This window comes from Armatimonadota bacterium, assembly GCA_031459715.1.
GTDB lineage: Bacteria > Sysuimicrobiota > Sysuimicrobiia > Sysuimicrobiales > Humicultoraceae > Humicultor > Humicultor tengchongensis.
Map to the genome: position 1 here is coordinate 131,805 of JAVKIA010000003.1, position 20,669 is coordinate 152,473.

The following is a 20,669-nucleotide window of genomic DNA, read 5'->3' on the forward strand; positions in this document are numbered from 1 at the left end:
AAGGAGATGACGCCCTTGCGCAAACCCGAGGTAGGTGAGCGCGTCTGGTGGAAGGCATCCGGCCAGGCGCAGTCCGGAGTGGTTCTGGCCATCCGCCGTGACGGGACCACCACCGTCCGCCGCGACGACGGCAGGGAACTGGAGGTCGGGCTGGACCGCATCTACCGACGAGAGCGGGTGAAGCGGTGAACACCCGGGCGCCGGGCGCCATCCCCGATGCCGAGGAGATCTTCCGCATGCACGAAGAGCGGGAGGCGGGGCTGTCTCCCAGTCAGATCGGGGCGCGCCACGAACTCTCCGGCACGGTGATCCAGCAGTTGCTCCGGCCGCGGGCCAACACCACCCTGCCCACCCCCTTCGAGCTGGCGAAGGACCCTTCCAGGCTCGACCTGGGCGTGCCGCTCTACTGGCTGGGCTTCATCACCGCGTCCGGGCGGGCCTTCCACCGCACCCCCAGCCATCCCCTGGTGCTGACCGTGGATGCCGCCGACCTGGAGCATGTGCGCACCATGGTGGCCGACCTGCTGCGCACCCACCCCACCTACGAGTTCTGCCTGAGCAGCCGCGACGGCCACCAGGCCTACATCCGGGAGCGCGACCTGGGTGAAGCTGTGACCCACTGGGGGCTGACCACGGACCCACGGGAGGCAGCGCCACCGGTGGACTACATCCCTGCGGCCCTGCTGCCCCATTTCGTCCGCGGGCTGATCGAGGGGCAGATCACCCACCCGCCTTTCGGGGGGCGGGCACCCGCCAGCACGCACCCGTCGCCGCGGGTGCGCCGGGTAGTCCTGCCCGGGGCATCCCGCTTTCTGGAGGCGCTTCGCCTCCGCCTGCTGGACGCCTCCCCGGCCATCGAGGGAGAGGTATCGCCGGTGGGTGCCTCCGCGCTCCTGACCTTCAGCGGGCGGGCTGCGCTGGCCCTGCTGCGCTACGCCTACGCCGACCCGGTCCGCTGCAGCCCCCGGGCGGACCGGCTGGTCCGGGCCTTCGGTCCCACCGCGTCTGCGTAAGGCTCCCACAGACCGGGGACCGCCGGCCGGCGGCACTGCTATCGGCAGCGCTTTTCGTCTGGAAGGCCTTCCCGCCGCGGTCTGTCTACAGGTCTGGCAGCTCCGTGGGCAGGGCTTCAAGCACCAGGCGCCGGCCGCCGCGCAGGATCTCCAGGAAGAGCCGCTGGCCCAGCGTGTGCCGTCCCAGGGCGCGTTGCAGGTCGTCAGGAGAGGTCACCCACATCTCGCCGGCGCGCAGGATGATGTCTCCGGGACGCAGCCCGGCCGCATCGGCCGCCGTCTCCGGCTGCACCTCCGTCACCTGCGCCGCCGTCGGCCGCGGTAGCTGAAACTGCACCACCACCCGCCGGTCCAGCTCCACCAGCTGCGCCCCCACCCCCAGGTAGGCGCGGCGGACGCGCCCTTCCCGAAGCAGCTGCGCCACCACCCACTTGGCCGTGTTGATGGGGATGGCGAAGCAGATTCCCTGGGCCCCGGCGATGATGGCAGTGTTGATGCCGATCACCTCTCCGCGGGAGTCCACCAGCGGGCCGCCGGAATTTCCAGGGTTGAGGGCGGCATCGGTCTGGATCACGTTCTCGATCAGGCGGCCTGTTCGCGCGCGCAGCGTCCGCCCCAGCGCGCTCACCACCCCTGCGGAGACCGTGGCCTGGAACCCCAGAGGATTGCCCACCGCCACCACCAGCTGTCCCACCCGCAGCCGCGCCGAGTCCCCCAGGACCGCCGCCGGCAGCCCGGCCTGCGGCACCTGCAGCACTGCCAGGTCGCTGTGCGGGTCGTGGCCCACCAATCGCGCCGTAAGCCGTCGCTCGTCCTGCAGCCGGACCTCCACCCGCTCCGCCCCCTCCACGACGTGGCTGTTGGTCAGGATGTAGCCGTCGGGGGCGATGATCACTCCGCTGCCAGCACCGCGCAGCTCGGGGAGGCCGCGGCGCCGCAGCGACGGAGGCGCCGGGCGGGCCATGCTCACGCTGACTACCGCCGGGGAGACCCGGTGCACCGCCCGGATCACGGCCTGGGAGTAAGCGTCCAGCGCCGCCAGCTCTTCGGGAGGCGGAAGCGGCTCGGGATCGGGCCGCGCATCGTCGACCGCAGAACCGCTGTGAACAAGCATCCTCGCTCCCATCGAACCTCCTCTCCCTGCTCCACGTTCTGCCCGCACCCTTACCTCCAGGTCCTGGCCGCACCTGCTGAAGGCATCCCGCAGGCCCACAAGGAATGTGGCAATCTCACCGCAGCGGCCCGGGTGCTGCCACTCTACTGGCGATGACGCAAGGCGTCAAGCCGATCCGACACCGGGGTCGCTGGAGCCCCCAACGAGGTGGTGGAAGCGCAGGGCGTCGGGCCACATGCTGATGTTGTTGAACAGGACATAGGTCGTCCCCGCGCAGTGCGCCCTCACCTGGCGCAGGTCTTCGTCGGTGAACCGGTAGCGGTAACCGCCCCGCCCGTGCAGTCGGAAGTAGCGCGGGCGTCCGTAGAGGCTGCGCGCAGCCAGCGGGTCGACACAGTGAATTAGCTGCAGGTCACGGCACAGGGACCTGACCAGCGCCGCCGGCCAGTCCCCCCGCGGCTCCCAGACCAGACGCAGGCTCCCGCGGTCGATCCGGGAGAAGAAGCGCTCCAGGTTGGCCACGTGGCTGCGCTCCGGGGTAAAGCTGGCCGGGCACTGGAAGAGCACCAGGGTGGCCCGCAGCGCGGCCGCGATCTGCCGGGTGGTCTCCCAGGCCTGCAGCACCTCGTCGCTGGCCGTGAAGAAGCCGTAGCGGCTGTGGTGGCGCTGCGGGATGGTTCGGCCCAGGCGACGGTAGGTGGGACTTGTTGGGGGGTGGGTGATGAGCTGCCAGGCCTTCAGGGTGAACTCGAACTCCGCGGGGACGCGCGCCCGCCAGCGGGCCACCGTCGGCAGGCGCGGCGGCCGGTAAAAGGTCTGCTGCACCTCCACCACCGGGAGGTGGCGGGCGTACTCCTCCAGGCGGCGGGGGAAGCCGCAGCACCCCACCCGCACGTCCGTCTTCATCCCGGTTCCCCTTCGCGCCTGGGAAGTGACGACTCCTCCCGCCTGGCAACTCGACATGGGTGATTTCTCCTCGATCCGTTCCGCAGTTCACCCTAGACTGAAACTGTAGTGGAGATCGTGCCAGCCCTTCCACCTGCGGGTGATGGCTCACATGCAGACTCCATGGGCGACATCCTCCTGATCACGGGGCAGCCCGGCGTGGGCAAGACCACGCTGGTGCGCAGGGTGGCGGAGGCTCCGGACATCCGCCTGGGCGGATTCTACACCGAGGAGATCCGCCGCGGCCGCACCCGCACGGGATTCCGCCTGGTCACCCTGGATGGGCAAGCCGCGGTCTTCGCCCACGTGGACTTCGCCGGCCGCTTCTCGCACCGGGTGGGCCGCTACGGCGTGGACCTCTCAGCCCTGGAGGAGATCGGTGTGGCCGCCCTGCGCCGGGCGGCGCGCCGCGGACAGGTGGTCCTGGTGGACGAGATCGGGAAGATGGAGCTGCTGAGCCCCGGGTTCCGGGCCGCGCTGGAGGAGATGGCTGCAGGCCCTGTACCGCTGCTGGCCACCATTACCGCCGCAGCGCACCCCTGGGCTGATGCCTTCAAGCGGCGTCGCGGGGCCGTCCTGCTCACGCTGACCCCGACCAACCGCGACCGGTTGCGGGAGGCCGTTGAGGCGTGGGTGCGCGCGCACCTCGGGCCGTCTCCCTGAAAAGTCCACAAATGTTACGATGGATCTGGTGAGATGGCGACCGAAGCGCTTGAAGCCCGGCTTGCCCGGCTCGAAGGCAGCTACGAGCAGATAGACAGGCGCCTGGCCTCCCTGGAGGAAAGCGTCCGCACACTGGCCGCCGGGGTCGATTCCCTCGTGCTCTGGCTTGCCGGCATCCTCGTGACGAGCCTTGCCGGACTGGCGACCTCGCTACTCATCCTGCTGCTTCGCCCCTAGACTGAAGCAGCAGCGGGCTTTGGGGGGCATTCGTCGCGGGACAACCTCAACGATACCCAGACCACGACCAGGCGCAAGGAGTCAACCTGGCTACGGTCAATCCCCGGAGAGGTCAGGCCCCCGCGAGGATCAGGTCTACGGCCCGGCGCACGGCACCCTCGGTCTTCTGCCGGGCGCGCAGGCCCGGGCACGCCGCCGCGGCCTCCACATCGCGGGGAAGGGCAAGCCGGCTCTGCGCCACCGCCCGGACCGCTCCCCGCCTCCCGTGGTAGGTGGCCAGGTAGACCTGCTCCGTCTGCCCCGGCGTGGGCACCAGCACCGCTTGCCGCTCCACCTCCGCCAGCTCCATAATGGTGGAGTACCCGGAGCGGGCCACGACCACCCGCGCTCGGTTCACCATCTCCTCCTGCCCCCGGCCGTCCAGATAGCCATAGACCTCCACGCCTTCCGCCTCCTCCCGCCGTGGCGCCTCCGGCCTGCCCAGGGCCACCACCACACGCAGGCCCCTGGCGGCGGGGCGCCATGCGGCCAGCTGGCGACGGAGGATCTCCTCCAGCACCGTGCGCTGAGGCTCCGGTCCGGAGAGGGTAATGAAGAGGTCAAGGTCCTGGGGCAGCTCTCGGGCGCGGATGCGGGAGAGGATGCCGACGTAAGCCAGCTGCGCCGGAGGGAAGATGCGCAGCCTGTGCGCCAGGTCTCCGCTCAGCCGATCTTCGGACGTGTCCGGCACCAGGATCCGTCGCAGCCCGCGGAACCAGCGGTAGTTGAAGGCCTCCATAGCCCACTCCAGCGGGCCCACCCGCCCGGGGGCGATGAAGCGCAGGCTGTGGGCGAGGTGAAACGAGGGGACCGCAGGATGCTGCACGCCGTAGCGGTTGTCGGACACGATGCGGTCAAACCGTCGCCGCCGGACCAGCTCTGCGGTCCAGGCGCGCTCCCGGTACATGACCTGCACCATGCGGGGCAGCGCCAGGGCGCTGCGCGCGTAGAACTCCAGGGCAGAACGCCCCAGCGTCTGAGGAACGTCGGGCCAGTCCACGAACTCGCAGCGCTCTCCCAGCTCCTCCAGCAGCAGGAGCAGCGCCCGCCCCGTGGACACCACGGTCACCCCGGCGCCGCGGGCCAGTAGCGCCTGGATGAGCGGCAGGCTGCGCGTGGCGTGGCCCAGTCCCCACGACCCGACGGCGTAGAGAATGCGCATGGCTGGTCCGGCCCGCTCCAGGGCTTTCGGCAGCCGGGCGGGAAGTCCTATGGCATGAGCGGCGCGGCCCCGCGCGACCTGGTCTACTACGGTATCGGCGCCCTCTTCTACCTGGCGCCGCGCCTGCTCTACGCGCTGCAGGTGCAGGACGCCGCCCGATACCGCCACCGTCCGTCCACCCTGGTCGTGGTCAACCACAAACGTGACCTGGACAGCGTCATCATCCCCCCCACGCTGTACTTCAACGGGGTCCGGCCCAAGCGGCCGCTGTGGTTCGCCGGTCGCGAGGACATGTTCGTCCGCGGGTTCCTGGCCGGCTATCAGGTCGTCCCCCGCTGGCTGCGCCGCCTGCTCCACGAGATGGACCTGACGGCTGTGCTGGGGGCCCTGCGCGTGCTGCCCGTACGCCGCTTCCCCGAGCGCACCATGGCCGAGGCGCTGCACGAGGTGCTGCGGGCCTACGGCGACCGTCCCCTGGCCGAGGTGCTCTCGCCGCAGGAAGCCGAGCCCCTGGCGCGCCTCTGCGGTCCGGGAGCAACCCTCTCTGCGGCCCTGGCCTGGCGTTTCCACGACCGCTGGCAGCGCCGGGCCACACTGCAGGCGTTTGCGCCCCGCTGGCGGGAGACCCTGCGGGAACGGCAGCGTGCGGTGGTGGCCGGGCAGATGCGGGCGCTGGCCGATGTCCTGGACCGCGGTGAGAACCTGTACCTGGCGCCGGAAGGGGTGATCTCCCCCGACGGCCGGCTGCAGCGCTTCCGCTCCGGCCTGCGGCAGATCCTCTCCCTGGTGCGGGTGAAGGTGCGCCTGCAGCCGGTCTGCGTCGTCTACGACTTCATGCGTCCGGGCCCGCTGCGCGTCTTCCTCACCGTCGGCGAGGAGGTGTCCCCCGGGGCCAGCCCCGCAGAGAGCGAGCAGGCGGCGCGCCGGGCCCTGGCCGCCCTGCACGTCATGACCTGCACCCAGGTGGCCAGCCATCTCCTCTGGGATCTGTTGGGTCAGGGGCACACCACGGTGGAGGTGTCCCGGTTCGTGCGGGACGTCCTCGACTTCGCCCGCACTCTGGCCCGGGAGGGATTGCGTGTGGACCCTGCGCTGCTGGAGGACCGGGGACAGGCACGAGTCTACCAGTGGCTGAGCTACGCCACCCGACGCGGCCTTCTGGTGCGTCGCGGGGAGACCCTGCACCCGGGCGCGGACCGGCTCCTGGGAGCACCGGCTACGCACTGGGGCAATCCCGTGCACTACGCGGCGAACGAGCTGCTCTCGGTACGCGAGGCCCTGGGGGGAGAGGAGCGGCCGGCGGCTTGCGCTCCCGAGCCGGCCGCGCCGTAGCGGCCGCACATCGTCCGGCATGCACGCGACCCCATTTGAACCCTGGCCTCAGACCCCAGAGGACCTGATCCGGCTCCAGGAGGAGCTGGCACAGGCAGAGGTTCCCCTGTGGCGGCCCGAGGAAACTCTCCAGACCGCCGCCGGGTGTTTCGTCTGCTTTCCCCGCGAACGCACCGGCGGTGGCGCCGCGGGCGAGCCGGGCTGGGCTGCGGCGGTCCTCCTGGTGGCGGGCGAGGTCGCCGCCACCGAGGTCGTGCACGGACAGGCCCCGGCGCCCTACATCCCCGGATTACTGGCGCTGCGGGAAGGTCCGCTGCTGGAGGCGGCCGTCCGCCGGCTGCCGCAGCAGCCCCAGATGCTCATCGTCAACGCCACCGGCCGGGACCATCCCCGTCGCGCAGGGCTCGCCCTGCACCTGGGGGCGCGGCTGGATCTCCCAACGGTGGGCGTAACGCGGCGGCCGCTGCTGGCCGAGGGTGACCCGCCGCCCGACGCTGCCGGCGCGACGAGCCCTCTGCGCATCGGGGCGGAGGTCGTTGGCCTCTGGCTCAGGACAAAGCGTGGGGCCCGGCCGCTGGCCATCCACCCGGCGTGGCGGACTGACGCCCACACCGCCGTGGAGGTGGTCATGGCGCTGACCACCCGCTGGCGCACGCCCGAGCCCCTCCGTCTGGCCCGCCGGGCCGCCCGCCTGGCCCGGGACCGTGGCATCCGGGGAGTATGATGGGAGCATGAGCTTCCTCTGGCCGCAGGCCCTGGCGGGGTTCCTGCTGGTGGCAGGGCTGGGGGCGGGGTACGCCCGCGCGGCCTTCCGTTCACCCAGGGCGCCCCTCTCCCACACCCAGACGCCCCTGCTGACCGTTGCCGCATCTGCCGGGTGCCGGATCTGCCCGCACCTCCCCGCGGCGCTGTTCCTGGCGGCCCTGGCCGCACTGGTGGTGGCGCTGTCGCGTCCGGTGGTGCCCTGGCCGACGGCCCGGGGCTGGCCGGTGGCGCTGGTCATCGATGTCAGCCGCAGCATGGAGGAGACGGACATCCCACCAAGCCGCATTGAGGCGGCAAAGGCGGCAGCGGCAGACTTGGTGCGTGGCCTGCCCCGGTCCACGCCGGCGGCGGTGATCACCTTCGGGAACTACGCCAGCGTGGTCGTCCCCCTCACCACCGACCGCGCCAGGCTAAGGGAAGGGATCATGCACCTGACCACACAGCTGCGCACCCAACTGGGTACGGGACTGGCCGAAGGCGTGCGCCTGCTCACCGAGGACAGCACGCAGCCGGCAATCAGGCAGCCACGCCCGGTGGCGGGGGAGCCGCGGGCCGTGGCCATCCTTCTCTCAGACGGCCGGGCCAGCGACGGCATCCCGCCCCTGGAAGCGGCGCGAATGGCCCGGGAGCGGGGCGTCCGCGTCTACACCGTGGGCATGGGCACCAGCGGGGACCCCACGCAGTTCCGCAGCGGGTACTGGGGAGTGCTGGACGAGCCCACCCTGCGGGCGGTGGCGGAGGAGACCGGCGGGCGCTATTTCCACGCCTCTTCCATGGAAGGACTGCGCCAGGTCTACCGTGAGCTCGCCCGCGTCGTGGGCTGGACCCGCACCCCCCAGGAGGCCTCCGCTCTGGCTGCGGCAGGCGCGCTATTCTTCGTTCTGGCGGCGGTGGCTCTGCGGACGCGGCACATGCCGCTGGGCTGAGATGTGGGAGCTTGTGGGTATCTCGCTCTCCTGGTGGCTGGTCAGCCTCTCCGGGGTGATGATGCCTGGCCCCGTCTCGGCTATGGCGGTCACCGAGGGGACGCGCCGCGGCCCGCTGGCCGGGCCGTTGCTCACCGTCGGGCACGCGGCGGCCGAAGCTGTGATGGTGGCACTGCTGGTCCTGGGCATGAGCCGGGCACTGCAGCAGCCGCCGGTGGTGGGGACCATCGGCATCCTGGGCGGTGCGGTGCTGGCGTGGATGGGCTGGGGAATCGCCGCGGCGGCCTGGCGCGACCGCCTGGCCTCACCACAGGAGCACGGCGGTGCGGCGGATCGCTCGCTGGTGCAGGCCGGCCTGCTCACCACCATCTCCAACCCGTACTGGCTCCTGTGGTGGGCGACGGTGGGCGCAGCCTTCTTCGGCCGCTTCTCGCGCTTCGGGCCGCTGGCCGTCGCCGGCCTGTTCTTCCTGGGCCACGTCAGTCTGGACCTGGGGTGGAACAGCTTCCTGGCGCTGGCCGCAGGCAAAGGACGCCGCCGCTTCCCCCCTGCAGCGTTCAGGGTGGTGCTGGGCGGGTGCGGGATCTTCCTTGTCGGGTTGAGTGCGTACTTTGTCTACTCCGGCGTCGACTTGTTGACGCGGTAGAGGCCCTCGGCAGCAGCATGCAATGCGCAAACCCACCTTGCCAAACGGCCGCGGCGCGCGTAATTAAAGAGACGGGAAATTCGGCCGGACGGCATGGTGGTACCGGCCGCGCATCTTCGCTGAAGGTGTGCGTGCTCATCCTCGGAGGTGGTATATGGGTCGACTCCTGACCGTCCTTCTTGTGGCAATTCTCCTGGGGCAGACGGGACCTGCCCTGGCGGCGCCGGCCACGAGCTTCCGCGGGCTCTCCCTCTCCACTCCCTATCCCGCACAGACCGTGCGCGCGGGGGAGCGCGTCACGCTGACGCTGACCCTCAAGAACTTCGGCCTGCCCCCGCAGGTGGTTTCCCTGCGCGTGGCGGAGGCGGCGCGAGGATGGAAGGCCACGATCCTGGGCGGCGGGCGCCCGGTCACTGCGGTCTTCGTCGAGCCGGATCAGGAGACTACGGTCACCCTGCAGCTCGATCCCCCTGCCGGGGCAGGTGCCGGCAGCTTCCGCTTCCTGGTGACGGCGCAGGGGCAGGCGGCCACAGCGCAGCTTCCGCTGACGCTGACCATCGGCCAGGTCCTGCCGCCGCACCTGGGGCTGACCGCGGAACTGCCGGTGCTGCGCGGACCGGCCACGTCCAGCTTCCGCTACCGCCTCACGCTGAAGAACGAGAGCGACCGCGACCTGCTGGTGAATCTGGAGGCACGCGCGCAGAAGGGCTTCCAGGTGACCTTCACCCCGGCGTTTGCCAGCCAGCAGGTGACCAGCCTTCCGGTGAAGGCCGGGGAGTCCAAGGACCTGGATGCGGAGGTTAGCCTGCCCCGCGACACCGCCGCCGGTCGTTATGACATCACGGTGACGGCCGCCGCCGGCGAAGCCCGGGCGGAGGTCAAGCTGGGCCTGGAGGTCACCGGTCGCGCCGACCTCTCCCTGACTACCCCCGACGGCCGGCTCTCCGGGCGCGCCGTAGCCAACCGGGCCACACCGTTCAAGCTGGTGGTGAAGAACCAGGGCGGTGCTGCGGCGCGGGACGTGGAGCTCTCGGCGACGGAGCCCACCGGCTGGGAAGTCAAATTCGAGCCGCAGCGTATCGACGAGCTGCCGCCTAACCAGGAGCGCGAGATCACGGCGACAATCAAGCCCGCGGCCCGGGCGGTGGCCGGCGACTACATGGTCAACCTGCGGGCCAGCGCCGGGGAGGCCTCCTCGTCGGTAGACTTCCGCGTCACCGTCTACCGTTCCACCATCTGGGGCCTGGTGGGCATCCTGCTGGTGGCCGTGGCCCTGGGCGTGGTCAGCCTGGCCGTCTCGCGCTACGGGCGGCGCTGAGGGTACCGGTCCTCCCATGACCGCGGTCATCGAGACCCGGGGACTGACCAAGCGCTACGGCCCGGTCACGGCCGTAGAGGACCTGACGCTGACCATCAGCAGCGGAGAGGTCTACGGTCTGCTGGGACCCAACGGATCGGGCAAGACGACCACCATCCTGATGCTGCTGGGCCTGACCGAACCCACCGCCGGCGAGGTGCGCGTCCTGGGGGAGGACCCTTCGCGCAACCCGCTGGCGGTAAAGCGGCTCGTGGGGTACCTGCCGGACTCTGTCGGCTTCTACGACGACCTCACCGCCAGGGAGAACCTGCGCTACACCGCGCAGCTAAACGGCCTGCCGCGGGCGGAGGCTGAGCGACGCATCGCCGACGTGATGGAGCGGATGGGCCTTGTCGCCCGCGCCGACGACCGCGTGGGGACCTACTCCCGGGGCATGCGGCAGCGCCTCGGTCTGGCCGACGTGCTGCTGAAGCGGCCGAAGGTGGCCATCCTGGACGAGCCGACCATGGGCCTGGACCCGGAGGGGGCCATGGAGTTCCTGGAGATGATCCGCGGCCTGAAGGCCGACGGCCTCACGGTGCTGCTGGCCTCCCACCTCCTCCACCAGGTGCAGGCGGTCTGTGACCGGGTGGGGCTCTTCGCCAACGGGCGCAAGGTGCTGGAGGGCACCGTGGAGGGTCTCTCCGAGCAGATCCTGGGCGGCGCCTACCGCATCCGCGTGGAGGTGGACGGCCGCGGCCCCGGCCTGGAAGGCGCCCTGGCGGGGATCCCCGGCGTCCTCAAGGTCCGGCCCGACCCGCCGCGCGGCTACCTGGTGGAGGCCCGCGCCGATGTTCGCGGGGCGGTGGCGCAGCGGGTGGTCGCCCACGGGGGGACACTGCTTGGCCTGCGGCTGGAGCGGCTGGGCCTGGACGAGGTCTACGCGCGGTACTTCCAGGAGGTGCGCCATGACCGTTGAGCAGCGGGCAATGCCCTGGTGGAGGCGTCGTGCCGGACCGCGCCGGGAGGGGTCGCCCTGGACCGGGCTGTGGGCGGTTACCTTCAAGGAGCTGGCCGACCACCTGGCCAGCGTGCGCATGCGTGTCCTGGAAGGGCTGATCCTGCTCACCGCGCTGGGTACGGTGGTGGCGGCGATTCAGACCATCCGCTCGGTAAGCGAGGCCGCGCAGGAGGATCCCTTCCTCTTCCTGCGCATCTTCACCCTGACCCAGAGCATCGGCGAGCTGGACTACTCCTTCGTCCTGTTCCTGAGCTTCCTGGTCCCGCTGGCCGGCATCGGACTGGGCTTCGACGCCGTCAACGGCGAGCACAACCGCCGCACTCTCAGCCGGATCCTCTCCCAGCCCATCTACCGCGACGCTTTGCTGGCGGGGAAGTTCCTGGCGGGGCTGCTCACCCTGGCCATCTCCCTGCTGGCCCTCTGGCTGCTGGTCACAGGCCTGAGCATCTTCCGCCTGGGAGTGATCCCCGGCGGTGAGGAGGTGGCGCGCGGGCTCCTCTTCTTCATTGCCACCGTGGCCTACGGCGGTATCTGGCTGGCCGTGGCCATGTTCTTCTCCGTGCAGTTCCGCGCTCCCGCCACCTCCGCCCTGGCCGCGCTGGGGGTGTGGCTCTTCTTCGTCCTGTTCTGGCCCATCATCCCCGGCGTAGTGGCCCAGGTGCTGCGCCCGGCGGAGGACCCCCTGAGCGCGGTGGCGCAGGACCAGCTCCGGCTGGCCCTCTCCCGCCTCTCCCCCAACACGCTGTACTCCGAGGTCCTGCTCAGCCTGCTCAACCCGGAGCTGCGGGCCCTGGGGCCGGTGCTGGTCACGCCCCTGGAGGCGCTCTCTATGGTGCGCAACGCCCCCCTGCCCCTGTCGCAGAGCCTGCTGCTGAGCTGGCCGCAGTTCACCGGAATGATCGCCGCACTGCTGCTGCTCTTCGCCGGGGCGTACGTGCTGTTCCAGCGCCAGGAGATCAGGGCGTAGGGCGGCTACCCGAGGAACCGGCGGAATTCCGCGGCGCGCCAGGGCGCCAGCTTGATCATCTTTCCTACGAGCTTCTCCCGCTCGTCCCGCCCCTGCGCCTTCTGCAGGCGCGCCAGCAGCATGGCGATCTTTCGCCTCCGGTGTCGCCGCACCCGCAGCTCCCGTACCCTGGGGTCGGCGCCCATTTCAGGGTTCCTCCTCACACCGGCGTATCTCCGCACCCACCTCAGCATCCCTCACCGCATCGCTCGCTCCATCTGGGGCGGCCAACAGCTCCAGCATCATCCGCGCGTTTCTGGCCGACGAACCGCGGTAGTGGTTGTTGAACATCAGGTAGAGCCGGTCCACCTGACGGGCGATCTCCCTCGCCTTCCCGGCCCAGGGTTCCAGCTCCTCCCGTGAGTACAGGTAGTCGTAGACCTCGTGGGTGGAGGCGCCGCGGCGGCTCCAGGCCGCGGCGTTGCGGCCGTGGAAGCGGACCACAGACCAGTCTGAGGTGACAATCACCTCCGGGGGCACCGTCCAGGAAAGGTCCGGCTCGTCGGGGACGACGTAGATGAGGTCCTGCTCCCGCAGCGTCTGCTCCAGGGCGGCGCGGTGCTTCCGCTCCACCCAGGCGCGGTGCCGGAATTCCACGGCCACCCGGTATCCCGGCAGCCGGCCGCGGATCTGCCCCAGGCGGCGGAACAGGCCGGGGGAGGGGAGGTACCAGCGGGGGAACTGGCAGAGGATGTAGCCGAGCCGGCCAGCCTCGTGCAGCCGGCGGGCGAATTCGGTGAAGTGCGCCCAGCACGCCTCCTCCGCATCGCGCGAGACCTCCCGGAAGCTGACCTGCCGCATGGCGGCTGCCTCGGCCGGCAGGAGGCGCTGGATCTCCGGGGGCAACCGCCGCGGGTCTACACCGTGACCGGTGAAGAGGCCGAAAGCCTTAACGTGGAAGACGAATCCCGGCGGCGTCCACTGGATCCAGCGGTCCGCCATCTGCGGATCCAGCAGGGCGTAGTACGTGGCGTCGATCTCCACCGTGGGGAAGACGGTGGCATAGAAGCGCAGGCGGGCGGCCGGCCGATCGGCCACAGGCTTGGGGTAGAATCCGCCTTCCTTGACGAAGTGCGCGTCCGCCCAGGAGCAGGTTCCGGCGTAGACCGCGGCACGACCCATCTGCAGCGGCTTCGCCCAGGTGCCACGTGTGCCCCTTTGCGGCTCCGGCCAGGCAACCGGCTCCTGCGGCCCGGCATCTGCATCCTGCGGCGGGAGCACCTCCGGGAATTCGCGCATGATCCGGCCCGGTTGCCCCCGCGGCGGCGCCTTCTTTCTCACGGGGGTTCACCTCCAAGTGTCTTGCGCATCTGCGCCGACACACCAGACAACAGCTCCAGGGCCCGCGAGGCCGCCGCCTCGGAGAGCGTCCCCAACCCGCAGGCCGGGGTGAGGAGGGAGGCGGCCAGGAGGTCGTCGAGGGGGACGCCCTTGGAGGCCACGAGCCGCAGCGCGCCCCAGAGGCGCTCGGTAAGGCTGCCCACACTCTCCGCCATTACCTGGGCGTCGCTGCCCGTGGGCACGATGCCCCAGGCGATGATCCCGCCCCGGTCCAGGAAGGCGCGCAGCGCCTGCGGGTACAGCGACAGGGCTTCGGCGTGGTCGTAGGCGTCGAAGTTGAGGATGTCCACCGAGGTCTCCAATAGCAGGGACCAGTCCGTGTTCCCGCAGCAGTGCACCCCCTTCAGCCCCTCGATGCCGGCAAGCACCTCTTCCAGAAGCTTTTGGACCTCCTCCCGCTCCACTGCCAGGTACGCCGAGCCGAAAGCCGCCAGGTAGGGCTCATCGACGAAGATAATGGTCTGCGCACAAAGACGCCGCAGCGCCCGCTCCTGCCAGGCCGCCTGCAGGTGCAGGTACCGCGCCGCCGCGTCCGCCAGCATCTCGTCGTAGAGGAGGGCGCGCCTGTCCTGGTCGGTCACGGTCAGCCCCCAGCTCACCGGACCGAGAACCTGGCCTTTCACCGCCAGCGCCGACTCTGGACGCAGGGTGAGGAAGCGCTCCAGGCCGGCTGCGAAGTCCCCGTCCAGCGCCGATGCCTCTAACTCCTTGCTCAGGTAGCGGGCGTACAAACGCTCCAGACCGGCGTCCAGGTCCTGCCGCCGATCCACGTAGACGCGGCCGCCTTCCAAGACCACACCGGGAAAGCCGCGGCAAAACTGCGCCGGCAGACGCTCCCGCGCGTCCCGCCGGGGGAGCTGGGGCCAGGCGGGAAGCTCCGGGAGCCATCGCACGACCAGGTCGCATGCCGCCCCGGGGTCGGTGTGCGGCAGACTGCCCACGGCCGTAGGAAGGAAAGGAGGGAGCGCGCCCATGCCAGAGCCCAGGTACGGATTCACACCTAGTATAGACTTGTGGCTATGCGGTCAAGCGTGAACCACGGCCACCTGGGCATCGCCCTGGTCTCCGCCGCGGGTTTGCTGCTGCAGCTGGCGCTGACCCGCGTCTTCTCCGTCACTCAGTGGTACCACTTCGCCTTCATGGCGGTGGGGCTCGGTCTGCTGGGCTTTGGGGCCAGCGGCACGGCTCTGGCCGTCGTCCCGGCCCTCCTCCGGTCGCCCCTGTGGACGGCAGCGTGGAGCGCCCTGGCCGTGGTGCCCGCAGTCGCCCTGGCTCTGGCGGTCCTCACGCTGGTCCCGTTCGACGCCTACCTGCTGGCCCTGCAGCCGCGACAGCTCCTTTACCTGGCCGCGCAGGTAACGGCGCTGATCCTGCCGTTCCTTGGAGTGGGTCTCGCCGTGGGTGTCCTGCTCGCTGCGTTCCCGGAGCGGGCCAACACGCTCTACGCAGCCTCGTTCCTCGGCGCGGCATGGGGTGCCGCTGCGGCGACCGTGGTGCTCCAGCTAGGCGGGGCCGGGAGCATGGTGGCAGCGGCTGCGGTTGCGGCTGCTGGCGCCGGGGTCCTGGGGGCGGCCAGGCCCGCGCCTGGTGCGCCCTCAGCGACCCGGCTCGCCGTCGCCGCAGCCCTGCTGGCTGTGGCGGCCGCGGCCGGAGCGGTGGTGCTACCGCCAGACCTCCCCCTCTCCCCGTACAAGGCGCTCAACCAGTTGCGACGCCTCCCCGACGCGCGCGTCGAGTACACCGGCCGGAATGCGGTCTCGCGCGTGGACGTGGTGCGCTCACCCGCCCTGCGGTCTGCCCCCGGGCTGAGCTACCTGTACCCCGGAGCAGCCCCGCCCCTGCCGGGCGCCACCGTGGACGGGGACGGCCCGCGCGCGCTGCCCGCCGCGGTCGACGCCGCCTTCACCGACTACCTCCCGACGGCGGCAGCCTACCGCCTGACCTCCGGCCGCGTCCTGGTCGTGGGGGTCAGCCTGGAGGTCTTAAGTGCTCTCGCCCACCGCGCCTCCTCGGTGACGGTGGTCGAGGGCAACTCACTCCTGGTGGAGGCGGCGCGGCGTTTCGGTGGAGAGGTGCTGCGACCGCGGGGGCGGGGCGGGGTCCGCGTGGTCACCGAGGCCCCCCGTACCTACCTGCGCCGCAGTCCCGGGCGGTTCCAGGTCATCCAGGTCCCTCCTCCGGAGTCCTTCCAGGTGGTCGCCTCCGGGACGTACTCAATGGCCGAGCACTACCTCTACACCGTTGAGGCCTTCGGCGACTACATGCGGAGGCTGGCCCCGGGAGGGGTACTCGTGGTCTCCCGCTGGGTCCAGACCCCGCCGAGTGAGGAGGTCCGCGTGTGGGCGGCGGCGGTGGCGGCGCTGGAAGAAGCCGGGCAGCCGGCAGCGGATCGTCTGGCCGCACTCCGGTCGCTGAACACCCTCACCGTCCTGGTCAAGCCCGGGGGATTCACCGCAAGCGATGTGGCGGCGCTGCGCGCGTTTGCCTCCGCCCGACGCTTCGATATCACCTACGCCCCGGGCCTCCCCGCCGCCCTGGCCAACCGTTACCACGTCCTGCCCGTGGACATGCACCGGGAGGCCTTCACCGCGCTGCTGGACCCCCAACAGCGCCGCACCTTCCTGCGCAGGTACGCTTTCGAGGTCGGCCCGATCCGCGACGACCGGCCGTTCTTCTTCCAATTCTTTCGCTGGAGCCAGGTCCCCCAGATCCTGGCCGGCCTGGGGCGTACCTGGCAGCCCTTCGGCGGGGGCGGGTACCTGGTGCTCCTCGCCCTCCTTCTCGTCCTCGGCACGCTAGCCGCCGGCCTGATCCTGGCGCCGCTGCGCCTGCGCCCGGGCGGCCTCCCTGCCACGTCCGGTCCAGCGGCGGGCCGGCTGCCTCGGGCGGGGGTCCTCGCCTATTTCCTCGCCCTGGGGTTCGCCTACCTGTTCGTCGAGGTCCCGCTGCTGCAGCAGATGGTCCTCCTGCTGGGGTTTCCCACGTATGCCGTGGCGGCCATCCTCGCCATGCTGCTTGTCGCCTCCGGGCTGGGGAGCCTGGCCGGCAGCCGCTGGCGCCCGGCAGCCTCAGTTGTGCTCCCGCTGCTTGCGGCGGCCATCGTGCTGGTCGCCTGGACCCTGCCCCGCGTCCTCCAGGCGGGCCTCGGCCTGCCCGCCCCTGCCCGCGTGGCCGTCATCGGCACCACCGTCATACCGCTGGGGATCCTGATGGGCATGCCCTTTCCGGCCGGGATCCGTTTCCTCGGGGTCCACGAAGCCGCACTCGTCCCCTGGGCGTGGGGCATCAACGGGTGCGCCTCAGTGGTGGGCGCAGTGGTCGCGGCCATCCTCCAGCTGCAGTGGGGGTTCCGGGCCGTGCTGGTCCTGGGCGGACTGGTCTACCTGGGCGCCGGGCTCGTGGCCATGGCCGCAGGCGCGGGGTCCGTGGCTACGGCCGGACCAGGGGGACGAAGAGCACGGACCCCAGGTTGGTGAACTCCAGCTTCCCGCCTTTCTTCGTGATCCGCCACAGGGTCTGCACCAGGCCAGGGGGGCCCACCGGGACCACCATGCGGCCACCTTCCCTGAGCTGAGCCAGTAGCGGGGGCGGGACGTGATCCGGAGCGGCGGTCACCAGGATCGCGTCGAAAGGAGCGGCCTCCGGCCACCCCAGGTATCCGTCCCCGATCCGCGTACGCACGCGGACGTAGCCCAGATCCCGCAACCTCCTGGCAGCCGCGCGGGCCAGCGGCTGGATGATCTCGATGGTGTAGACCTGGTCAGTCAGCTCGGCCAGGATGGCCGCCTGATAGCCCGAGCCGGTTCCGATCTCCAGAGCGCGCTCGCCGGACCGGACGTCGGCCTCCGCGGACATCAGTGCCACGATGTACGGCTGGGAGATGGTCTGGCCGTACCCGATGGGCAGGGGCCTGTCGGCGTACGCCTGGGAGAGGTACTCGTCGGGGACGAAGCGGTGGCGGGGCACGGTGAGCATGGCCCGCAACACACGCGGATCGGTGACGCCGCGGGACCTGATCTGCTCTTCCACCATCCGCTGCCGCTGGGCTGCGTACGCATCGGGGGAGGGCGCCGGCGTTGCCCCAGGAGACGCCGCGGAAACACCGGTGCCCAGAACGGCCGCGATTGCCAGCGCCAGGGTCACCACCCGCGCCAGAGGTGGCGGGAGCTGATTTGGCTCGCACGCGGCGTTCGAGGGGGTCCCAGGGCTCGTGTTCTTGACACAGAAGCAACTCGCCATCTCCGTCTATGAGCTTCTTCTTTGATTGCGAGATGCCGGTGCCATGTAGGATGAGAAGGAGAAAGACAACAAAAAGGGTACGCAGTACCCGGCGAGTGAAGCTCACCATACCCTCTCTCGCCTTCATGAGATCACCTCCTCAATTTCTGAGTCAATACCAAAGCTCATTGAGATTCGGGAAGGCGCCGGCATGATCACGCCGCTGTCACCTCCCTCCCCATGGCTTGCTGTATCGCTCGCCGGAGTTTCGACCCGCTGGAGAGCCATCAGTTGCCCCTTAGCCTCCGCATAGGTCGGCTGCTCGTACGCCCGTCGCAGTTTGTCCGCCAGGTCTTCTGCTGGCCCTTGGGCAGGTAGGCCGACACGTTCTCCCGCTTATGCCACTGGCACCGCTGGACCTGGACCGCTGCCCTGAATACCTCCTGCACCGCACAAACAGCGGCGACGGGCGCAGATGGCGCGGCGCTACGCGCGACGGCGGCCATGGGATACCGCCCGCAGCGGCCGGGGGACATGGTGCAGGTTGACACGACTCCGATCACCCTGTACCCGGAATGTCAGCGGGCGCATTTCACGGCGCGGGACGCAGTAAGCCGCAAGGACGTGGTGGCGGCGTACAAGCGGGGGACCAGTGCGGCCGCCGAGCGTTTCTTGCGCCAGGAGTTGCCGCGGATGGGGTTTCCCATCGGGGCGCTGCAGATCGATGGGGGTTCGGAGTTCAAGGCGCACTTCGAGCAGGCCTGTCAGGCCCTGGGGATCCAGCTCTTCGTGCTGCCCCCGCGCAGCCCCCGGCTGAACGGGCATGTGGAGCGGGCGCACCGGACGCGCCAGGAAGAGTTCTACGACCTGGTGGAGGTCCCCAGGACCTGGCCCTTCACAATGCCCTGCTGCGGGAACACGAGGCGATCTACACGGCCTCCGGCCGCACCAGGCGCTGGGCTACCTCGCCCCGAATGAGTTCCTGGCCCGCTGCCGGGCCGACCACTGACCATGGGAGGGGGGAAGTGTCTCGGATCTACTGAGGCAGTACACGGGATTGCAGCGGCAACGCCGGCGCGCGATAATGGGGGCCAAAGACAGCTGGCATGCCGGCGGTCGCCACAGGTCGGGGCAGGACGGGTTAGGCAGGTCTGCCTATCACGGAGCCGGGTAGCTGGTTCGCGGGCGAGACTCACTAGGGAAGCGGGTGGGATCAAGGAGAGAAAGGCGACAGGTGCTAGACTGCGAGACTCGCTGTGTTGGATGTACTAGGCAGGTCTGCCTAATTCTCGTTAGACGCCCCTGAGAACTGCCGCAGCGCAACGATCGGATGAGGTAGCCATTGGCCAAGCGAAAGAACAACGCGAGCACTGCGAATGCCACCGGCGCCACCGTCGGCTACGAGGCCGAACTGTGGCGCATGGCGGACGCGCTCCGCGGCAGCATGGACGCCGCGGAGTACAAGCACGTCGTCCTCGGCCTGATCTTCCTCAAGTACATCTCCGACGCCTTCGAGGAGCAGCACGCTCGGCTCATCGCGGAGATGAAGAAGGGCGCGGACCCCGAAGACCCCGACGAGTACCGCGCGCAGAACATCTTCTGGGTGCCGCCCGAGGCGCGCTGGTCGCACCTCAAGGCCCAGGCCCGCCAGCCCACCATCGGCCAGCTCGTGGACGACGCCATGGCCGGCATCGAGCGCGCCAACCCGGCGCTCAAGGGCGTGCTGCCCAAGGACTATGCCCGCCCGGCGCTCGACAAGACGCGCCTCGGCCAGCTCATCGACCTGATCAGCAACATCCAGGTCGGCGACGAGACGGCGCGGGCCAAGGACGTGCTCGGCCGCGTCTACGAGTACTTCCTCGCGCAGTTCGCGAGCGCCGAGGGCAAAAAGGGGGGTGAATTCTACACCCCACGCTGTGTGGTCAAGCTACTGGTCGAGATGCTCGAGCCCTACCGCGGCCGCGTCTATGACCCCTGCTGCGGCTCGGCGGGCATGTTCGTGCAGTCGGTGGAGTTCATCCAGGCCCACGCCACGGGCAACGGCAACGGCGGTCGCGCCCGCGCCGACATCTCGATCTACGGCCAGGAGTCCAACTACACGACCTGGCGGCTCGCCAAGATGAACCTCGCCATCCGCGAGATGGCGATCTCGGGAGGTACCCATGCCCCGTAAGAAAAAGACAAACGTGACCCGCGCGAAGGCCAACCACAAGCGCCCGATCGAGACCTACGAACACAAGGGCGCCGAGCGGCTCAACAACCCGCCGGTGGGGCTGGTGACGCCGGAGACCGACCCGGACGCCGGGCAGAAGAAGAAGCGCTACGCCTACGACCCGCACCTGGACCCCCAACTGGTCTGGGCGGGCAAGGCCGAGCACACGTCGTTCGAGGTGCCGACGGTCTCGTTGCACGTGCACGAGCGGATCGAGCCGCGCACCATTCTGGAAGCGGTGCGCAAGCGGAACGGTAACGGCAGGGCGGCGCAACTCCCACTTTTCGAGGTCGAACGCCAGGAACCTCTGCGCGAGGCGATTGAGTTCTACCAGCACGCCCACGGCTGGTCGAACCGCCTGATCGCCGGCGATTCCCTGCTGGTGATGAACTCGCTCCTTGAAAAAGAAGGCATGGCCGGCAAGGTGCAGATGATCTACATCGATCCGCCCTACGGCATCAAGTACGGCTCCAACTTCCAGCCCTTCGTCAACAAGCGCGATGTGAAGGACGGCAAGGACGAGGACCTGACCGCCGAGCCGGAGCAGATCCGCGCCTTCCGCGACACCTGGGAACTGGGCATCCACTCCTACCTGACCTACCTGCGCGACCGGCTGCTGCTGGCGCGAGAGCTGCTGACCGAGAGCGGCAGCATCTTCGTGCAGATCAGCGACGAGAATCTGCACCGTGTGCGCTCCCTTATGGATGAGGTGTTCGGGGCGGAGAATTTTGT

General features: G+C 70.1%; 21 protein-coding genes and 1 pseudogene. 15 read left to right on the top strand and 7 right to left on the bottom strand.

Going from position 1 to position 20,669, the window contains the following annotated elements:
- Nucleotides 1–15: 15 nt before the first annotated feature.
- Together QN152_02505 and QN152_02510 are read left to right on the top strand one after the other, a co-directional pair.
- Entirely contained in the window at nucleotides 16–189 is a 174-nt protein-coding gene (locus tag QN152_02505) for a hypothetical protein (protein MDR7538388.1), read from the top strand.
- The gene (locus tag QN152_02510) at nucleotides 186–1,013 is read left to right on the top strand and encodes a hypothetical protein (GenBank protein ID MDR7538389.1); all 828 of its coding nucleotides are present in this window, start codon (nucleotides 186–188) and stop codon (nucleotides 1,011–1,013) included. Before QN152_02505 ends, QN152_02510 begins: the two co-directional genes overlap by 4 nt.
- Nucleotides 1,014–1,098: 85 nt before the next feature.
- Here QN152_02510 and QN152_02515 read toward each other — a convergent pair whose 3' ends face one another.
- The gene (locus QN152_02515) at nucleotides 1,099–2,127 is read right to left on the bottom strand and encodes a trypsin-like peptidase domain-containing protein (protein ID MDR7538390.1); all 1,029 of its coding nucleotides are present in this window, start codon (nucleotides 2,125–2,127) and stop codon (nucleotides 1,099–1,101) included.
- A 165-nt stretch (nucleotides 2,128–2,292) separates the two neighbouring features.
- Nucleotides 2,293–3,033, bottom strand: a complete 741-nt coding sequence (locus QN152_02520; protein MDR7538391.1) for a DUF72 domain-containing protein — start codon at nucleotides 3,031–3,033, stop codon at nucleotides 2,293–2,295.
- 162 nt (nucleotides 3,034–3,195) lie between these two features.
- Here QN152_02520 and QN152_02525 point away from each other — a divergent pair, with 162 nt between their 5' ends.
- Together QN152_02525 and QN152_02530 are read left to right on the top strand one after the other, a co-directional pair.
- Nucleotides 3,196–3,735 carry an NTPase gene (locus tag QN152_02525; protein ID MDR7538392.1) on the top strand — a complete coding sequence of 180 codons (540 nt, stop codon included), beginning with the start codon at nucleotides 3,196–3,198 and terminating at the stop codon, nucleotides 3,733–3,735.
- Nucleotides 3,736–3,768: 33 nt separating this feature from the next.
- On the top strand, nucleotides 3,769–3,972 hold the full coding sequence (locus QN152_02530) for a hypothetical protein (GenBank protein MDR7538393.1): 204 nt from the start codon (nucleotides 3,769–3,771) through the stop codon (nucleotides 3,970–3,972).
- Between the two features lie 112 nt (nucleotides 3,973–4,084).
- On the opposite strand, the gene QN152_02535 is transcribed toward QN152_02530, so the two are convergent.
- Nucleotides 4,085–5,173 (bottom strand): glycosyltransferase, encoded by a 1,089-nt coding sequence (locus QN152_02535; protein MDR7538394.1) that lies wholly within the window; start codon nucleotides 5,171–5,173, stop codon nucleotides 4,085–4,087.
- 54 nt (nucleotides 5,174–5,227) lie between these two features.
- Between QN152_02535 and QN152_02540 the strand changes: the two genes are divergently transcribed.
- The 7 genes from QN152_02540 (at nucleotide 5,228) to QN152_02570 (ending at nucleotide 12,127) form a co-directional block, all read left to right on the top strand.
- Nucleotides 5,228–6,505: a hypothetical protein gene (locus QN152_02540; GenBank protein MDR7538395.1), complete on the top strand. Its 1,278-nt coding sequence runs from the start codon at nucleotides 5,228–5,230 to the stop codon at nucleotides 6,503–6,505.
- A 19-nt stretch (nucleotides 6,506–6,524) separates the two neighbouring features.
- Nucleotides 6,525–7,229 carry an endonuclease V gene (locus QN152_02545; protein MDR7538396.1) on the top strand — a complete coding sequence of 235 codons (705 nt, stop codon included), beginning with the start codon at nucleotides 6,525–6,527 and terminating at the stop codon, nucleotides 7,227–7,229.
- A 7-nt stretch (nucleotides 7,230–7,236) separates the two neighbouring features.
- A complete protein-coding gene (locus QN152_02550) occupies nucleotides 7,237–8,196 on the top strand; it encodes a VWA domain-containing protein (protein MDR7538397.1) in 960 nt (319 codons plus the stop codon).
- Between the two features lies 1 nt (nucleotide 8,197).
- Entirely contained in the window at nucleotides 8,198–8,842 is a 645-nt protein-coding gene (locus QN152_02555; protein ID MDR7538398.1) for a LysE family transporter, read from the top strand.
- A 154-nt stretch (nucleotides 8,843–8,996) separates the two neighbouring features.
- Entirely contained in the window at nucleotides 8,997–10,160 is a 1,164-nt protein-coding gene (locus QN152_02560; protein MDR7538399.1) for an NEW3 domain-containing protein, read from the top strand.
- A 16-nt stretch (nucleotides 10,161–10,176) separates the two neighbouring features.
- Complete coding sequence (locus QN152_02565) at nucleotides 10,177–11,118, top strand: ABC transporter ATP-binding protein (GenBank protein MDR7538400.1); 942 nt, start codon at nucleotides 10,177–10,179, stop codon at nucleotides 11,116–11,118.
- On the top strand, nucleotides 11,108–12,127 hold the full coding sequence (locus tag QN152_02570) for an ABC transporter permease subunit (GenBank protein ID MDR7538401.1): 1,020 nt from the start codon (nucleotides 11,108–11,110) through the stop codon (nucleotides 12,125–12,127). Before QN152_02565 ends, QN152_02570 begins: the two co-directional genes overlap by 11 nt.
- A gap of 5 nt (nucleotides 12,128–12,132) precedes the next feature.
- Here the strand turns inward: QN152_02570 and QN152_02575 are convergent, their stop codons facing one another.
- The 3 genes from QN152_02575 to QN152_02585 all read right to left on the bottom strand — a co-directional run bounded on the left by QN152_02575 (nucleotide 12,133) and on the right by QN152_02585 (nucleotide 14,505).
- Nucleotides 12,133–12,312: a hypothetical protein gene (locus tag QN152_02575; protein MDR7538402.1), complete on the bottom strand. Its 180-nt coding sequence runs from the start codon at nucleotides 12,310–12,312 to the stop codon at nucleotides 12,133–12,135.
- Nucleotide 12,313: 1 nt separating this feature from the next.
- Nucleotides 12,314–13,288 carry a DUF72 domain-containing protein gene (locus tag QN152_02580; GenBank protein ID MDR7538403.1) on the bottom strand — a complete coding sequence of 325 codons (975 nt, stop codon included), beginning with the start codon at nucleotides 13,286–13,288 and terminating at the stop codon, nucleotides 12,314–12,316.
- 155 nt (nucleotides 13,289–13,443) lie between these two features.
- The gene (locus tag QN152_02585; protein ID MDR7538404.1) at nucleotides 13,444–14,505 is read right to left on the bottom strand and encodes a methionine synthase; all 1,062 of its coding nucleotides are present in this window, start codon (nucleotides 14,503–14,505) and stop codon (nucleotides 13,444–13,446) included.
- A 33-nt stretch (nucleotides 14,506–14,538) separates the two neighbouring features.
- Here QN152_02585 and QN152_02590 point away from each other — a divergent pair, with 33 nt between their 5' ends.
- A complete protein-coding gene (locus tag QN152_02590; protein ID MDR7538405.1) occupies nucleotides 14,539–16,983 on the top strand; it encodes a hypothetical protein in 2,445 nt (814 codons plus the stop codon).
- Here the strand turns inward: QN152_02590 and QN152_02595 are convergent.
- Nucleotides 16,937–17,539, bottom strand: a complete 603-nt coding sequence (locus QN152_02595) for a protein-L-isoaspartate(D-aspartate) O-methyltransferase (GenBank protein MDR7538406.1) — start codon at nucleotides 17,537–17,539, stop codon at nucleotides 16,937–16,939. The two genes, QN152_02590 and QN152_02595, sit on opposite strands and share 47 nt — an antisense overlap.
- Before the next feature lie 690 nt (nucleotides 17,540–18,229).
- On the opposite strand from QN152_02595, the gene QN152_02600 reads away from it, so the two are divergent.
- From QN152_02600 to QN152_02610, 3 genes and pseudogenes are all read left to right on the top strand, one after another.
- Nucleotides 18,230–18,703, top strand: coding sequence for a DDE-type integrase/transposase/recombinase (locus tag QN152_02600; GenBank protein MDR7538407.1), 474 nt, complete (start codon nucleotides 18,230–18,232; stop codon nucleotides 18,701–18,703).
- Nucleotides 18,704–19,067: 364 nt separating this feature from the next.
- A pseudogene (locus QN152_02605) lies at nucleotides 19,068–19,862 on the top strand (class I SAM-dependent DNA methyltransferase).
- Between the two features lie 25 nt (nucleotides 19,863–19,887).
- The coding region (locus QN152_02610; protein ID MDR7538408.1) for a DNA methyltransferase at nucleotides 19,888–20,669 on the top strand (782 nt) is incomplete at its 3' end.

Excerpts from the sequence above, each read along its gene's own strand:
- QN152_02560 (MDR7538399.1), top strand. The coding sequence starts at position 8,997 with ATGGGTCGACTCCTGACCGTCCTTCTTGTGGCAATTCTCCTGGGGCAG.
- QN152_02515 (MDR7538390.1), bottom strand. The coding sequence starts at position 2,127 with ATGCTTGTTCACAGCGGTTCTGCGGTCGACGATGCGCGGCCCGATCCC.
- QN152_02535 (MDR7538394.1), bottom strand. The coding sequence starts at position 5,173 with ATGCGCATTCTCTACGCCGTCGGGTCGTGGGGACTGGGCCACGCCACG.
- QN152_02545 (MDR7538396.1), top strand. The coding sequence starts at position 6,525 with ATGCACGCGACCCCATTTGAACCCTGGCCTCAGACCCCAGAGGACCTG.
- QN152_02555 (MDR7538398.1), top strand. The coding sequence starts at position 8,198 with ATGTGGGAGCTTGTGGGTATCTCGCTCTCCTGGTGGCTGGTCAGCCTC.
- QN152_02570 (MDR7538401.1), top strand. The coding sequence starts at position 11,108 with ATGACCGTTGAGCAGCGGGCAATGCCCTGGTGGAGGCGTCGTGCCGGA.
- QN152_02595 (MDR7538406.1), bottom strand. The coding sequence starts at position 17,539 with ATGGTGGAAGAGCAGATCAGGTCCCGCGGCGTCACCGATCCGCGTGTG.
- QN152_02530 (MDR7538393.1), top strand. The coding sequence starts at position 3,769 with ATGGCGACCGAAGCGCTTGAAGCCCGGCTTGCCCGGCTCGAAGGCAGC.
- QN152_02550 (MDR7538397.1), top strand. The coding sequence starts at position 7,237 with ATGAGCTTCCTCTGGCCGCAGGCCCTGGCGGGGTTCCTGCTGGTGGCA.
- QN152_02600 (MDR7538407.1), top strand. The coding sequence starts at position 18,230 with ATGGGATACCGCCCGCAGCGGCCGGGGGACATGGTGCAGGTTGACACG.
- QN152_02575 (MDR7538402.1), bottom strand. The coding sequence starts at position 12,312 with ATGGGCGCCGACCCCAGGGTACGGGAGCTGCGGGTGCGGCGACACCGG.
- QN152_02520 (MDR7538391.1), bottom strand. The coding sequence starts at position 3,033 with ATGAAGACGGACGTGCGGGTGGGGTGCTGCGGCTTCCCCCGCCGCCTG.
- QN152_02565 (MDR7538400.1), top strand. The coding sequence starts at position 10,177 with ATGACCGCGGTCATCGAGACCCGGGGACTGACCAAGCGCTACGGCCCG.
- QN152_02525 (MDR7538392.1), top strand. The coding sequence starts at position 3,196 with ATGGGCGACATCCTCCTGATCACGGGGCAGCCCGGCGTGGGCAAGACC.
- QN152_02580 (MDR7538403.1), bottom strand. The coding sequence starts at position 13,288 with ATGGGTCGTGCCGCGGTCTACGCCGGAACCTGCTCCTGGGCGGACGCG.
- QN152_02540 (MDR7538395.1), top strand. The coding sequence starts at position 5,228 with ATGAGCGGCGCGGCCCCGCGCGACCTGGTCTACTACGGTATCGGCGCC.